This window comes from Sulfolobus acidocaldarius SUSAZ (genome assembly GCA_000508305.1).
Classification (GTDB): Archaea; Thermoproteota; Thermoprotei_A; order Sulfolobales; family Sulfolobaceae; genus Sulfolobus; species Sulfolobus acidocaldarius_A.
This window is the reverse complement of the sequence record CP006977.1, coordinates 102,215-115,626: the sequence shown is the minus strand read 5'-3', so window position 1 is coordinate 115,626 and position 13,412 is coordinate 102,215. Positions and strand designations below refer to the sequence as shown.

Here is a 13,412-nt window from a genome sequence, read left to right as displayed (position 1 = left end):
TTTATATAGTCTATATAGGAAAACCCATCACAAGACTTATTAAATAGCCTATGAAGAAAAACGGAATCACTGGAACACCCCACATAACCCAAATGTAATCTTCCTCTTTGATTAAACCCCTCTCGACATATTCTCGATATAATTTTCTCCATTCTTCATCATCCTCTTCCACATCAAAACTAGTTCTAATATTCTGGTTTCCCTTTTCGTCTATTACTGTTAATGGAAATAAAAATTTTGAAGATAGAAAATCTTTTACTTTTATCCTCTTCGCAGAAATAGCGAGATTTAATCTTACCATTAATGAATAACCTTTTGTATACTTTAAGTTCCTGAATAGATTGACTAAGCCTGATAGGAGTATGATTATAGAACCGTACAAAATGATTAGAAAAGGCTCAAAGCCTTCTGATGAAAGACTTGGGAAAAATATGGGATATGTTGTGGCATTACTGAGAGATAGAATTATGGATAGTATTAAATCTGCACCTCCCATCATCGAGAAACGGTATAAGAAATACATGACTAAATTTACAGTTATAACTGAGTATAAATATAGAAACAGATTAAGATGCGGATAATTGAATACAAAGAAGATTACTAGAGGGGCATAGATAGCCCATATTTTTAGGTCTACTTCTCTCTTTTTAATATCAAGATAAGATGTATGAGCTAACATTATGCAAGTTAAGACTATTTGCAGTAGATATATCAAATTCACGGCAGGAAGCCCTCCTCACACAGCCCTCTGCGAGGCAGTCAGAGGGCTAGATACCCCTACTTATAATAGAATTCAATGATATTTATATTTATGAACTTACTTGATCTCTGCATATCCATATACCCTAGAACTCTTAGGCTTAGCATTAAGATTTAATAAGATAGCTCTTCCTACAGTTATAGGGATTTCTTCTTTTAACGTAATGATATTATTATCAATCTTTCCTATTGTCTTAATGCCACCTGCTACTACATGAACTGAATCCGTATCTGAAGTCCACTTGAACTTCGTAAATCCTTGAATTGAGTTAATCAACTTAATGTTAGGCTTTACCAACGCTGTTACCCCTTCTATATCTTCGATCTTTACATTCTTTAATGCAAAGCCTATTCTAACACCTGGCAAAACCCCTTCCTGATCTTCGTCTAAAACTTGTATACTTTTAACCTCTACCTCCTTCTTCATTGGCAAAGCTATCAACTTGTCATGAGGTCTAACTTCTGTAAGCGAAAAGCCTAAAACTACTGTACCGACACCCTTGACATTAAATGCCCTATCAACGTAAACATAACCCCTATCATTCAAATCCCCATCTGTTTCCTTAAATTCATTAGTAACCATTGAAACTATTGATAAATCCTTGAAGATTTTTTCAAATGCAGAACTATCTTCTGGAGGGAGTACCACACCTTTTAATCCTGAAGCCTCTGCTAGTAAAGCGAATTCTCCCTCAACAGAAGTTATTTGGCTCATTTTCAAGTAAAATGCAGATGATATACTTAGTGCCTCAGCCTGATCGAGTAACTTTTGAGGGACAAGAATAGATCTGATATGCTCACCAAACTTCTTATAGTAAATACTTGACTCAACCCTTTTACCCAATCTTTCAGCTACATTCAGAGCATCAGTCTCTGTTGAAGCAAGGACTGTTATTATGGAGCCTTTTAACATAATAGGAAGATAAATAACAGATACTAAAAAAGTGTATTGATATCTTTTTGTTTCTGACCTCCTCCCCGCCCTAAAGGGTTCCTTTAGAGCGATTCACAGGTTTATGATTTACCGCCTTCACCCTCATCGTCTCATAACTAGTGAGTATCACCCACTCCACACATCCAGCGGTAAACCAAAGGCTAGGTCTTCAACCACTTTACCCCTATCCCTCTGGTCAAACCCTCATTCCACCCTCCTTGAGACTCAAGGATATTGTTTTTCAGCATGAGGACACTTAATTGAACTAATATAACCCATTTCCATGGGTTTCCTCACGCGTCATTTTAACCAAATTTAACATCTTAACGATACTATAAAAACCTCACCCCGCCTTAAAAGACAAGGCTTGCCGATTCTTTGTCAACCAATCTTCTTAACCTGTTCCATAGCCCACATCATTGGACAATACCCACCACACATAGTACAGGCTTTAACATTGGGTTCACCAAACTGAGTATAAACCCTGTAAGCCTGCTTAGGATCAATAAGCTTCTCTATCATTTTATCCCACTCCAGTTTACCCCTGTAGTGGCTTACTTCATTATCCCATTTCCTAACTTTCTTGCCTAATTTCACTATATCTCCTGCATGAGCTGCTATCCTATATGCTATAGCTCCTTCTTCAACTTGCTTAGGATTCGGTAAACTGAGATGCTCTGCAGGTGTAAGATAACACAGTAGATCTGCTCCCGCAGCTGAGGCTATTGCAGCCCCTATGGAAGAGGCTATATGATCATATGGTGCGCCAACATCAATTACTAAAGGTCCTAACACATAGTATGGAACGCCTCCGGTTAGCTTTTTCATTAGTTTCACATCCCATGCCACTTCGTTTAATGGAACGTGACCGGGACCTTCAACCATAACCTGAACTCCGTTACTAATAGCATCTTTTACAAGTCTAGTAGTTTCTATTAACTCCCCTATCTGAAACTCGTCATGAGCGTCCGCAATTGCGCCTGGTCTTAATGCGTCTCCCAGAGATATGGTAGCATCATATTCTTTAAAAAGCTCTAATAAATATTTCCAGTTAGTTCGATATGGATTTTCTTTCCCATTATGTATTATCCATCCTGCAATCATATCTCCTCCTCTAGAAACTATCGGAATAACTCTATCACTCTTAAGAGCTCTAATAGCGAGTTCTTTTGTTAAACCTGCATGAATTGTCATGAACGCCACACCATCTTTCAGTTGTCTTTCAACTATACTTAGAAGTTCATCTTCGCTGAAGTAAGCTCCTCCGCTTTTCTTCTTGAAGGACTGTATAAACGCCTGATATACTGGCACCGTACCTACAGGAAGGTCGCTTTTATCTATAATTTTTCTCCTTATTTCGTCTATGTCCCCTCCAGTGGATAAGTCCATTAAAGTATCTCCCCACTTGTTCGATATCTTAACTTTCTCTAGCTCCATGTTTAAATCAATTACCTCACTAGATGTCCCAATATTGATGTTTATCTTAGTCATTAGACCTTTACCTATGGGTACTAACTTTTTACTAGGTCTCTTAACATTTCTAAGTAACATTATTTTACCTTCAGCTATCCTTTTTCTTACTTTTTCAGGAGAAACTTTCTCTAACTTACTAATGCTCTTTATTTCATCTGTTAATATTCCTCTCCTAGCTTCTTCGATTATGGACATAATAAGATATTCAATAAACTGGATTATAAACTTTATTATACTGTATTTTAATCATTTTAACTACAAATTAAAAACCAAAGTACCAAAACATAGGTAATTGAAATTAATTTTTAAATTATAGAGGACAAGAATATGTATGCGAATTACCGTAATTGGTTCAGGTCCTGCAGGGCTTTACTCAGCTATAACATCTTCCTCACTAGGAAATAAGGTCATTTTAGTAGAAAAAGAGGACAGGCTCGGAGGGACCTGTGTACTTTACGGATGCATACCATCAAAAGCCATGTTACACCCCTTAATTCTATCCTCAAGCATTGAAAAGGTAAAGGGTAGTAGTAAAATAGAATTCAACTTTAAAGAAATTAGTGAACTGGGCATAAATGCAGTAAACAGGGTAAGTAAGGGTACCGAGTACATGCTGGAAAAATACAACGTAGATATTATACATGGGAGAGCAATATTAAAGGGAAATTCAGTAGAAGTTAATGGGCAGACCCTAAGTTCTGATAAGATAATTATTGCCACAGGTACGCTAAAGCCACAGGTTCAAGGCTCAATTGCATCAGATGATTTACCTTACCTAGATAGAGACTTTCAAAGAGTGGTAATTATAGGAGGAGGCGTAGGAGGAGTTGAATACGGATGGCTACTTAGGGCATTAGGTAAAGAGATTTTGGTAGTAGAAAAGGAGAATTTACTTCTCCCTAGACATGATCCTGATCTTCGTAACTCTGTTACATATACCTTTAGAAGGATGGGGTTTAATCTCCTCCTAGGTAAAGAAGTTAAGAAGATTGATAAGAATAAAGTTATTCTAGATGACGGAAAAGAAATAGAAGCTGATATAATTTTAATGAGTTTTGGAAGGACAGCAAATGTTAACGGCTTCGAAGAAGTACCTCATGATAAATGGATAAAAGTAAATGAGTTTATGGAGACTGAAATTAGAGGAGTATATGCAGCAGGAGATGTCACAGGAAGCTTTACTGCTCATGAGGCTATAAGCAAAGGAATAACTGCAGGATATAATGCATCTGGAATAGCCTCGAAGTACAGAAGTGATGGCATAGTAAAAGTGATTTACACTAAACCTCAAATAGCATATGTGGGGGATACAACGAGAGGCAAATGTGTTAAATTGAATATGGCATCATTAACGAGAGCTATCGCAGAGAAGGAGACAGAAGGATTTGTTAAAGTTTGTGTGGAGGATGACAGAGTAATTGGGGCCGTTGCGTTTTCTGAAAGAGCAGAGGAAATTGTAAGTGTATTAGGATTAGCTATAAGATATAACATTAAAGTAAAAGAACTTGCAGAGTATCCATTCCCGCATCCTTCTTATCTGGAAACAATAAATGAAATAATGAGGGAACTAAAATGAACTTGTGTGATAAAAAAATTAGTAGTATAGGTTTAGGTACTTGGAAAATGGGAGGAGATTATTGGACTCCAGGTCACGGGAACGATAATCTTTACATTGAAGCAATAAAATATGCTATAAATAAAGGAATAAACCTAATCGATACCGCAGAGATGTATGGAGGAGGACATACAGAAGAAATAGTTGGTAAAGCCGTGGCTGACTTTGATAGGGAGTCCCTCTTTATAACCACAAAAGTATGGCCCAATCACCTTAAATATGATGATACAATAAAGTCAGCGCTAGCTAGTTTGAAGAGATTAAACACCAAATATATAGATCTTTATCTGATCCACTGGCCTAATCCCGATGTGAAGGTTGAGGAGACAATATCGGCAATGGAGAAACTAATTGATATGGGAGTTGTCAGATGTATTGGAGTTAGTAATTTTGATGTAAAGTTGCTTGACCAAGCCATACACTCCACCAAGAAATACGAAATAGTAGCAAATCAAATTCAGTACAGTATATATAGGCTAACACCAGAAAGAGACGTTATTCCGTTTGCCGAGAAGAATAAAGTAACAATAATTGCGTACTCTCCTTTAGGTCAGGGATCTATATCCTCAGAATCAAGGTTGAAGGATATCGCACTAAAATATGGCAAGACGCAGGCACAAGTTGCATTAGCATATCTAAAGAGAAGATCAATACCTATACCAAAAGCCGTACAGAAAACACATATTGATGAAATAGCTGATGTTATGAAATTTGACCTGAGGGACGAAGATTATAATGAAATAAGAAAAAGATTTTCATAGTTTACGTGGGAATCAGTATTTTATTTTTATCTAACATTAAGAGAAACTTAGCATTTTCAATAACTTCTTCCCTGTCAAACTCCATATTGGAAATATATTCCTTCATTACCCTACAATCATAGACCGTTCCGGCATATTTTAATAAGGACTTAACCTCTTTAGGCAAAGCAATTTCGGCCAACTTATTCGGTATAGGAATTTGTATACCCTTCTTGTTAATTGCTGAGGCATAAATCTGGAAGAATTCAGATAACTTTACAAGGGAACATTCAGTAGCATAAAAGTAATTTCTGGAGGGAAGTTTACCATTAGCTATAGAGTCAATGAGAAAAGCCATGTATCTAGCACTAACAGGTTGAAATTGTATTTCTAGCTTCGGAATTATTCCCAGCTTAACTAACTTATAGATTGTGACGAACTGTACATGAGCGTTAAATCTCCCGTATACTAGTGTAGGTCTTAGTATAATGGCATTCTTACCCAGTATGTTCAATATCTCTTTCTCACCTTGTAGCTTAGTTTTCTCAAAAGCAGTTGATGGGCTTAAACCATCACCATGATGTTCTTCAATATTTACTTTTCCTGTTACACCATATGTAGAACCACTTGCATGAATCATAACCTTATTGTACTTTTTGGACGCCTGCGCTATAATTGATGGAACTTCGACGTTAGCCGTGTACAATACTTTCTCGTCCCCTTGAATATCTCCCACGAAATTTATCACTAGATCGTTGGATTTTACTAACTCCTCCAATTTCTGTGTTTCATTAATTACATCAAGTTTTGTTGTCTCTACGCCTTTTTCTTCTAGGATCTTAGTATATAACTCTTTAACAGGATTAAGGCTCCTATAAGTAATTTTTATGTCATGTTTCGGAGATAAAAAGTAAGCTACATTTGTTGAAATAAATCCTAAACCTGTGATTAATATCTTCACATGCTAAATCATTGCTGGCTAAACTTTAATTCTTTGGGTAAAACTGCTCCGAATAGCTCAGCACATCGTTTAAAGTCCTCTGTGATTCTCTCTATCAATTTATCAACTGGTATACTTCTGTAAATATATTTTGGTCTACCTCCCTTGGAGGATACGTCCTTCATCCTCTCTACAAAACCCAAAGAAACTAACTTATTTACACTCCTGTTTATGGAGGCTTTAGATAATTTCAATTGTTGTGCTAAATCGTCCTCATTTTTTCCATCACTTCCTATTAGTGCTTTTAATACCTGAAAATCTGTATCTGATATGTCATAGCAGAACTTCAATGCTTCAATTAATCTTATTTCCTTTCCAGATGGTAGTCTAACTTTAGCTGGCTCAAACTCAATATTAAATCTACTAGATCCCATTTCCATATTAATTCATTTTAAATACTCATATTTAAATCTTTTCATTAAAAAGTAAATCGAGATACATACATATTTATCATTTGTATGTTTTTCTCTTTTTTAAGGTATAGGGATAGTTTAAATTGTTTAAAAAAGAAAATTTATGAATACCTTATTATTCACAATAATTTTCATGTGAATATGTATAGATAAATAAAAAAACAACCGTGGCTATTAATTTATGTGTATTTTCCCGGGATACTGGTTGAAGAAAAAGAATTGATGAAGAGTAGAGATGTAGAGCAGATAAAGAGGGAATTGGAAAAACAGGGATACGTAATAGTAAAGGAGAAAAAAGAGAAAAATTTACTAAAAGTATTTGATGACAACGTCGTATTTACATGCAATAAGGATGAGACTATATTCTCATTATCCTTTCTCAGTAATATAATAGCCAGAATAGTAATCACAGATAAACTTACTACCGTTATTACGTTTACCAAGAGGAAAAACACATCATATACGTTTAAGATCGGCAGGATTCCGTCATTAAAAGGGATAAGGGAAACGTATAACGTTAATTCCTACGAATTATTCCTAGAAAGATACCTACAATACTTATCAAATAATAATGACGAGGAAGTGTTAAATTGGCTTAGGAGATTGATGAAAGAAAAGAAAACAACTGAATCTACGCATTGAATATTTAACTTTAATAAGTTGAGTTTGCTGGAAAAATTTAGAGTATTACATACGGACTAGAATAGTTAAGGATACAAATGTACGCGAACACTACTCTATACGAAAACGGAAATATCGAAAATTCCACATAGATTTGTATTAAAAGATATAAAATGGCATACAAATAAACATATGGAGATTAAAGTTGTCTCAGATGTTTGAAGATCCGTTAGAAAAGCTTGTTTCGCCTGAAAATATGCAAAGAATATCAAAACTGGTCGATTCGCTTTCTACTATAGAAAAACTCACGGAAAAACTAAATGAGATGGATAGGAAGGGTCAGTTAGATACAATGCTAAGCATGTTGGATCAGGCTGTTGAAGTGGTAGATGCTGTTCAAAAGGCTGATCTGATCAATGCGGTAATGTCTTTTGGAATGGACCAAATAGCAAAAATACAAGCAATATGGCCAGTAATAGAAAAACTAACCAGTGAGAGAGCCCTAACTTTCTATCAGACCTTAGATGTGGATAATCTTCTAAACGTGCTTGAAAAATATTTACCTTTAGTCCAGAAGCTAGCAAATGATAAGACAATTAAAACAATTGAAAGTCTTAACCTAGACTCATTAATGGACTCCGTTCAAAAGCTAGCACCAGTACTCAATAAGACGGCGTCATTAGTTGATGAAATGGAGAAAAAGGGTCAACTAGATGCAATGATAAACCTTATTCAACAGGCGGTAGACCTTATAGACGCTGTTCAAAAATCCGACCTTATAAATACCCTTGTATCCTTTGGAATGGACCAAATAGCAAAAATACAAGCAATATGGCCAGTAATAGAAAAACTAACCAGTGAGAAAACCATTAAATTACTTGAATCAATAGACTTAGAGTCCACAATAAATGCACTAACATCGTTATCACCATTGTTCAAACAACTCACCAGTGAAAAAGTAATTGGAACAATATCACAACTTGACATAAACTCCTTACTTTTACTATTTGAAAGGTTCACATATTTACAAAAAACTGGTGCATTAGACAGGCTACTAAAGGTAATGGAAGTGTTCAGTGATCCTCAAGTAGTAGATGGACTAGTGTTATTTACACAAAAATTCGGAGTTGCACTTAAGGCCTGGGTCAACGATTTACCCTCAGTAAAGCCAGTTGGGACTTTTGGTCTGATAGGTGCTCTAAATAACAAAGATGTTGGATATACTATGGGTGCATTACTGAAACTAGCTGAAGAGTTAGGGAAATCTATAAGACAATAAAAAATTTTTACTAATATTATATTTTATAAACCTAAAAATATATACTATTTTTCTTTGAAACCTTTCTAACAACCACTGGCTTTAATCTCTTTTGGAGTTTTACTAGAACTAGTTTTCTGAATGGTTATACTGAAAACATCTCCTTGTTTTGTATTTTCAAGAACATTGCAATCCATCAGCTTCACTGCTTCAACTATCATGTCCACACATTTAGGGTCCTTAAACATCACTTTTACAGTCCCTTCCTTCATACCCATTAACTTTGCTACTGTCTTCATAAATGGCTCAGGGCATTCCAATTTTGTTGCATCAATCACTTCAACCATAATTATAACAGAATAAAGGCGTAACTAAAAAGTTTTAGACAAAACTTTTTTCACATATTTTCAGGTCATTAAACGATAAACTTTGTGGAAAATACTTAAACTTACTACATTACCTACTTTTATTCCAACCCGACATTAAATAGAAATTATATCCTTAAGGTTTTGCCAAATTTACAAGTGAGGCCTCACTTACTCAGTTTATTTTTTAAATTATGCGCAATTACCTAACCATTTTTAAGTCCTTATATAAAATCTTCAACCAATGAAAATACTTTCATGGAATGTAAACGGAATAAAAGCAATATTGCGTAAGGGAGCCCTACAACGGGTAATTAATGATTATGACATAACCATGCTCCAGGAAATTAGGACAAATGAAATACCACTTGATATAGCTCTAAGTGGGAGTAATTTATTTCCCTTTCCGTCAAAGAAAAAAGGCTATAGCGGAGTCCTAACTATCTCCAAAATTAAGCCAGTATCAGTAATCAAGGGACTAGGCATAAATGAGTTTGATGAAGAGGGAAGAGTGATAACGATCGAACTCGATGATTATTTTATCATAAATGCCTACTTTCCAAGGGCAGGAGATGATCTGAATAGACTAGATTATAAGATTAAATTCGATTTGGAGATCGAGAAGTTTATGCTAGAACTGAGAAGGAGAAAGCCAGTAATACTTTGTGGAGACTTAAATGTGGCAAGGGACAAAATAGATTCAACTTTTTGGGACGAGAAAGAACCCGGGTTAACGAGTGAGGAGAGAGGTTGGATAAACAAAATATTATCCACAGATTTTGTTGACTCTTATAGATTTGTAAACGGAAATAAAATAGAATATTCCTGGAAAAGTTACTTGGAGAAATGGAAAGCAATGAGAATAGACTACTGTATCGTATCTAGTGAAATTAAGGATAGGATTAAGGATAGTAAGATAATTAAAATAGAAGGATCAGACCATTATCCTGTTTATTTAGAAATTCTGTAAACTTATGTAAATCCTATCTAGTCTAGGAATAAGAATTTTGACTGTCTGTAGAAACTGTGGTATGTCATTACTCAGTTTGTACTGAAAAGCTCTATTATAGTCGTCAAATAATCCAGGCTCTCTCTGAGATAGATAGCTTATTACATTATCCAAATCTTGTTTCGTGTAATAAGGCATATTCATTTTTGTTGCTATAGCGTCTATGAGAAAGATCACAGCTAACCAGTAATTATTAACAGCATTAGTGAAATCAGATCTAACTTCGTACTGAATAGCCTGTGACATAACGTTCTTAAAATTATTATAATAAGAGGCATAGATCGGAACACTTCCTAAAGCTGATGTTCCAGCTGAGACAGGTTGCATATTTTGTGTTTTAATTAATGATTCCGCAAACTTCTGAATCCTTTGATAGAGAAAATATACTAAAAGTAACGACCCTATGGATGCAGGCCACAATAGATATGGGTTAAATCCTGAAAATGTAATTATTGCAGACTCAATAAGAGCAGCTAGGAAAAGTTCGATAGGGATAAGTGGATACATGAGAAGATATCTTTTCCAATCCTTTCGTTTTACAATAACATACGTACCAGCAGCCACTGCTATTGCATAAGTTGGTAATTCGACAGCAGAGTGAGGAAGTGTTAAAAGTGCTATTGCAACTAAAAAGGATGGCACATTCCGGCTGGTAGCAACTACGCTTAGTAAATATGCGGTCTGACCAATAGATATACCAAAGAATATCGCACCGATTACAGGGATAAAATCTATTGTGGCAATTAAAAGGTTATGAGAGAATATTTCATTTACCTGACTAAAGTATGGCATGGAATAAATTCCACTTTCCATTGAGTTGTACTCCTGCACTAAGGCTGGATTATTATAAGGTATTGAGGAAACACCAACAAATATAGCTAATTCTATAATAAAATAAATTAATATTAGTTTAGATATGAGTCTCATTGAGACTTAATATCACTTCAGAATGAAATAAATCTTATCATAACACTCTATCACAGTATTTCATATATATTTTGTTTATAGAAGATCTCATATATTCTTCCACTAGTCTCCTGTCTATTCCAGTACTTAATGAAATATGATACCAGCTTTTGCCCTGAAGTGTTCTAGCTATTAAAACTGCTTCCTCTCTTTCTTCTAAGAAGTGATCGGGATCAAGAAAATAATACTGAGTAACAGCGTGAATACCATCTGCAACACTATTATATTCCAGTATTCCCTTCAAATAAGACTCTATTTTATAACAATACTCCTTGGGAAAACTTACAGGATAGCTAGATGATTTACTGTCAATATTAATACCCCTCAGGATTTTTGAGAGCAAAAGGGGATTAACATTAAAATATAACTGGTGAGCAGTATGCAGAATCTTAAACCTGAGTAATACTGATAATCTGTTAATTATTGGCTCTACAGCCTCATTCAAGGCTTTAAGTACTACAATAGAATATCCGTTAAGACCTTCATTTTTTCTGCTAGATAAATGTACAGGAGTGAAACCATTATTAAGCCAGAATTTCACTACTCTATGATCTGCCACAAAGGATGCGCCTATCCAATCAATACCCTCTCTTTTACCTCTCTCAACAACACTCCACAATAGTTTGCTACCAAATCCCTTGTTTTGAACATCTGGTTGAACCGCAATTCTCATGATACGCCAACCCCTATACTTTCCAAATTCCTGAAGTCTCTCGTATAGCGTAAGCTTATAAGGAATCAGATGTCCTTCTAATCCACTACCATTCAAAATTCTATCTATTTCTCCTTTTTCTAGTGAACCCTCCTCTATAACCTGTGCAACTGCAATCTTTCCTAATGAAAAAATACGTTGAAAATGATGATCTCCTAGTATCATTAAGTCATCCGGGGAATTCCTATAATGGGCAGAGACAAGAATTCCGTAAACCTGCCTTAATAGATGATCCTTTTCAAATAGTTCTTTTCTATCTATTTCTGTAAACTCTAAGTTTTCATTCTCTTTCTTTGGTTCTACATCTAGAAGCATGACATCATATATAAATCTCTCTATTGGGTCTCCCTTAGCATACCTTATAGGCTTCTCTAAGGTCACGTGTTTAAACTTTATACTTTTATCCTCCCTAAGAGCATTAAGATACTTTAAGAAGGCTTTGCCGGTACCTTCATACCCATGAATCGTAGTCACAAGAATTACTTTCTCCCAACTTCTAACTATGTAATCCAATGTCTCAGTGCCTATCGATGCAGCTTCATCTATTACTATTATATCTCCTTGATAATCTTTTGCCACATCTGGGGCTAACCATTTTACTCTTAAAGCTCCAGATATGATACCCATTACTTTGCCCTCTCTAGACTTAGTTATGGAATATCTTTTACCCAGCTGATCCAAACCCTTTATCAGAAAAGAAATAATTTCTATCGAAGAATAATATGAAGGAGAAGTTATAATAACATCTAAAGAGATGTTAAGAGTACTCAAATGTGAGAGAAATAAACCTATAGAAGAACTTTTACCCCTTCCCCTTGGGGCAGTAATGGTTAACACTCTTCTTCCCTCTTCCAAGATAAACAGAGACTCATCTAAGACCTTCGCCTGATCATCGGTAAAACATAGACTGTACAACTTATAATTAATCCTAGATTTTCTAGGGTTTAACTTGGAATTAGCAATAGAAAGCTGATCCGTCTTAAATGTGTTAAAGCTTTCTAGCTTATCATTGACGAAGAGAAATACTCCAGGATAAGACTTAGCCATTCTAAGAAACCTCTCCTCAAAATAGCTGTCCGCAATACCGTTTCTCTGGATGGAGTTCTTGTAAAGCTTGTTTCTTTGGAGATCATCGGAATATAGTATTATTAAACCTCCTCCCCTCACCAAATCCACAAGTGCAGAAATATAATTGGGTCTAAAGTCGTCCACTAAGTCCAATATGACTACATCATAGGTTCCTCCCAATATCTTGTTGTAGTTACTGTAATCCAGATCAAGGAGATTGGGGATATTTTTCTTAAATTTAAAGAATCTATCTTTTGCACCTTCTATCCAAGGGTGAAAAGCATATAATGCTTTCTCAGGTTTCCTGAATTCCTCATAGACCTGCAACAAATCAAATGTTGATTTCTCCCAATTACCTAGATGAATACTCAAAAGCCTATAGTTGTAGTTTAAAGCTTTTCTAAATTCCTCATTAAAATTGATAGTATTTATCAATCCAATATACAATATTCGGCTAAAAATTAAAACTATCAGCAAGG

13 protein-coding genes are annotated in these 13,412 nt (G+C 35.3%); 5 read left to right on the top strand and 8 right to left on the bottom strand.

Going from position 1 to position 13,412, the window contains the following annotated elements; genetic code table 11:
- Positions 1 to 10 precede the first annotated feature (10 nt).
- The 3 genes from SUSAZ_00705 to SUSAZ_00695 all read right to left on the bottom strand — a co-directional run bounded on the left by SUSAZ_00705 (position 11) and on the right by SUSAZ_00695 (position 3,361).
- A complete protein-coding gene (locus SUSAZ_00705) occupies positions 11 to 721 on the bottom strand; it encodes a peptidase A24 (GenBank protein AHC50657.1) in 711 nt (236 codons plus the stop codon).
- 96 nt (positions 722 to 817) lie between these two features.
- Positions 818 to 1,672: a translation elongation factor gene (locus SUSAZ_00700; GenBank protein ID AHC50656.1), complete on the bottom strand. Its 855-nt coding sequence runs from the start codon at positions 1,670 to 1,672 to the stop codon at positions 818 to 820.
- Between the two features lie 402 nt (positions 1,673 to 2,074).
- A complete protein-coding gene (locus SUSAZ_00695) occupies positions 2,075 to 3,361 on the bottom strand; it encodes a phosphomethylpyrimidine synthase (GenBank protein ID AHC50655.1) in 1,287 nt (428 codons plus the stop codon).
- A gap of 136 nt (positions 3,362 to 3,497) precedes the next feature.
- Between SUSAZ_00695 and SUSAZ_00690 the strand changes: the two genes are divergently transcribed.
- Entirely contained in the window at positions 3,498 to 4,742 is a 1,245-nt protein-coding gene (locus SUSAZ_00690) for an FAD-dependent pyridine nucleotide-disulfide oxidoreductase (protein AHC50654.1), read from the top strand.
- Positions 4,739 to 5,542, top strand: coding sequence for an aldo/keto reductase (locus SUSAZ_00685; GenBank protein AHC50653.1), 804 nt, complete (start codon positions 4,739 to 4,741; stop codon positions 5,540 to 5,542). Before SUSAZ_00690 ends, SUSAZ_00685 begins: the two co-directional genes overlap by 4 nt.
- A gap of 1 nt (position 5,543) precedes the next feature.
- Here the strand turns inward: SUSAZ_00685 and SUSAZ_00680 are convergent, their stop codons facing one another.
- Together SUSAZ_00680 and SUSAZ_00675 are read right to left on the bottom strand one after the other, a co-directional pair.
- Positions 5,544 to 6,482: a hypothetical protein gene (locus SUSAZ_00680; protein AHC50652.1), complete on the bottom strand. Its 939-nt coding sequence runs from the start codon at positions 6,480 to 6,482 to the stop codon at positions 5,544 to 5,546.
- Between the two features lie 8 nt (positions 6,483 to 6,490).
- The gene (locus SUSAZ_00675; GenBank protein AHC50651.1) at positions 6,491 to 6,874 is read right to left on the bottom strand and encodes a TrmB family transcriptional regulator; all 384 of its coding nucleotides are present in this window, start codon (positions 6,872 to 6,874) and stop codon (positions 6,491 to 6,493) included.
- A 243-nt stretch (positions 6,875 to 7,117) separates the two neighbouring features.
- Between SUSAZ_00675 and SUSAZ_00670 the strand changes: the two genes are divergently transcribed.
- On the top strand, positions 7,118 to 7,576 hold the full coding sequence (locus SUSAZ_00670; protein AHC52392.1) for a hypothetical protein: 459 nt from the start codon (positions 7,118 to 7,120) through the stop codon (positions 7,574 to 7,576).
- Between the two features lie 184 nt (positions 7,577 to 7,760).
- On the top strand, positions 7,761 to 8,834 hold the full coding sequence (locus tag SUSAZ_00665) for a hypothetical protein (protein ID AHC50650.1): 1,074 nt from the start codon (positions 7,761 to 7,763) through the stop codon (positions 8,832 to 8,834).
- Between the two features lie 65 nt (positions 8,835 to 8,899).
- Here SUSAZ_00665 and SUSAZ_00660 read toward each other — a convergent pair whose 3' ends face one another.
- Entirely contained in the window at positions 8,900 to 9,160 is a 261-nt protein-coding gene (locus SUSAZ_00660; protein ID AHC50649.1) for an oxidoreductase, read from the bottom strand.
- 262 nt (positions 9,161 to 9,422) lie between these two features.
- Between SUSAZ_00660 and SUSAZ_00655 the strand changes: the two genes are divergently transcribed.
- The gene (locus SUSAZ_00655) at positions 9,423 to 10,148 is read left to right on the top strand and encodes an exodeoxyribonuclease III (GenBank protein AHC50648.1); all 726 of its coding nucleotides are present in this window, start codon (positions 9,423 to 9,425) and stop codon (positions 10,146 to 10,148) included.
- Here the strand turns inward: SUSAZ_00655 and SUSAZ_00650 are convergent.
- Together SUSAZ_00650 and SUSAZ_00645 are read right to left on the bottom strand one after the other, a co-directional pair.
- Positions 10,134 to 11,114 (bottom strand): hypothetical protein, encoded by a 981-nt coding sequence (locus SUSAZ_00650; protein ID AHC50647.1) that lies wholly within the window; start codon positions 11,112 to 11,114, stop codon positions 10,134 to 10,136. The genes SUSAZ_00655 and SUSAZ_00650 overlap by 15 nt on opposite strands.
- 37 nt (positions 11,115 to 11,151) lie before the next feature.
- Complete coding sequence (locus tag SUSAZ_00645; GenBank protein AHC50646.1) at positions 11,152 to 13,368, bottom strand: tRNA(Met) cytidine acetyltransferase; 2,217 nt, start codon at positions 13,366 to 13,368, stop codon at positions 11,152 to 11,154.
- Positions 13,369 to 13,412 lie beyond the last annotated feature (44 nt).

Coding starts and splice junctions, on each gene's coding strand:
- SUSAZ_00700 (AHC50656.1), bottom strand. CDS start 1,672: ATGTTAAAAGGCTCCATAATAACAGTCCTTGCTTCAACAGAGACTGAT.
- SUSAZ_00655 (AHC50648.1), top strand. CDS start 9,423: ATGAAAATACTTTCATGGAATGTAAACGGAATAAAAGCAATATTGCGT.
- SUSAZ_00650 (AHC50647.1), bottom strand. CDS start 11,114: ATGAGACTCATATCTAAACTAATATTAATTTATTTTATTATAGAATTA.
- SUSAZ_00695 (AHC50655.1), bottom strand. CDS start 3,361: ATGTCCATAATCGAAGAAGCTAGGAGAGGAATATTAACAGATGAAATA.
- SUSAZ_00690 (AHC50654.1), top strand. CDS start 3,498: ATGCGAATTACCGTAATTGGTTCAGGTCCTGCAGGGCTTTACTCAGCT.
- SUSAZ_00660 (AHC50649.1), bottom strand. CDS start 9,160: ATGGTTGAAGTGATTGATGCAACAAAATTGGAATGCCCTGAGCCATTT.
- SUSAZ_00685 (AHC50653.1), top strand. CDS start 4,739: ATGAACTTGTGTGATAAAAAAATTAGTAGTATAGGTTTAGGTACTTGG.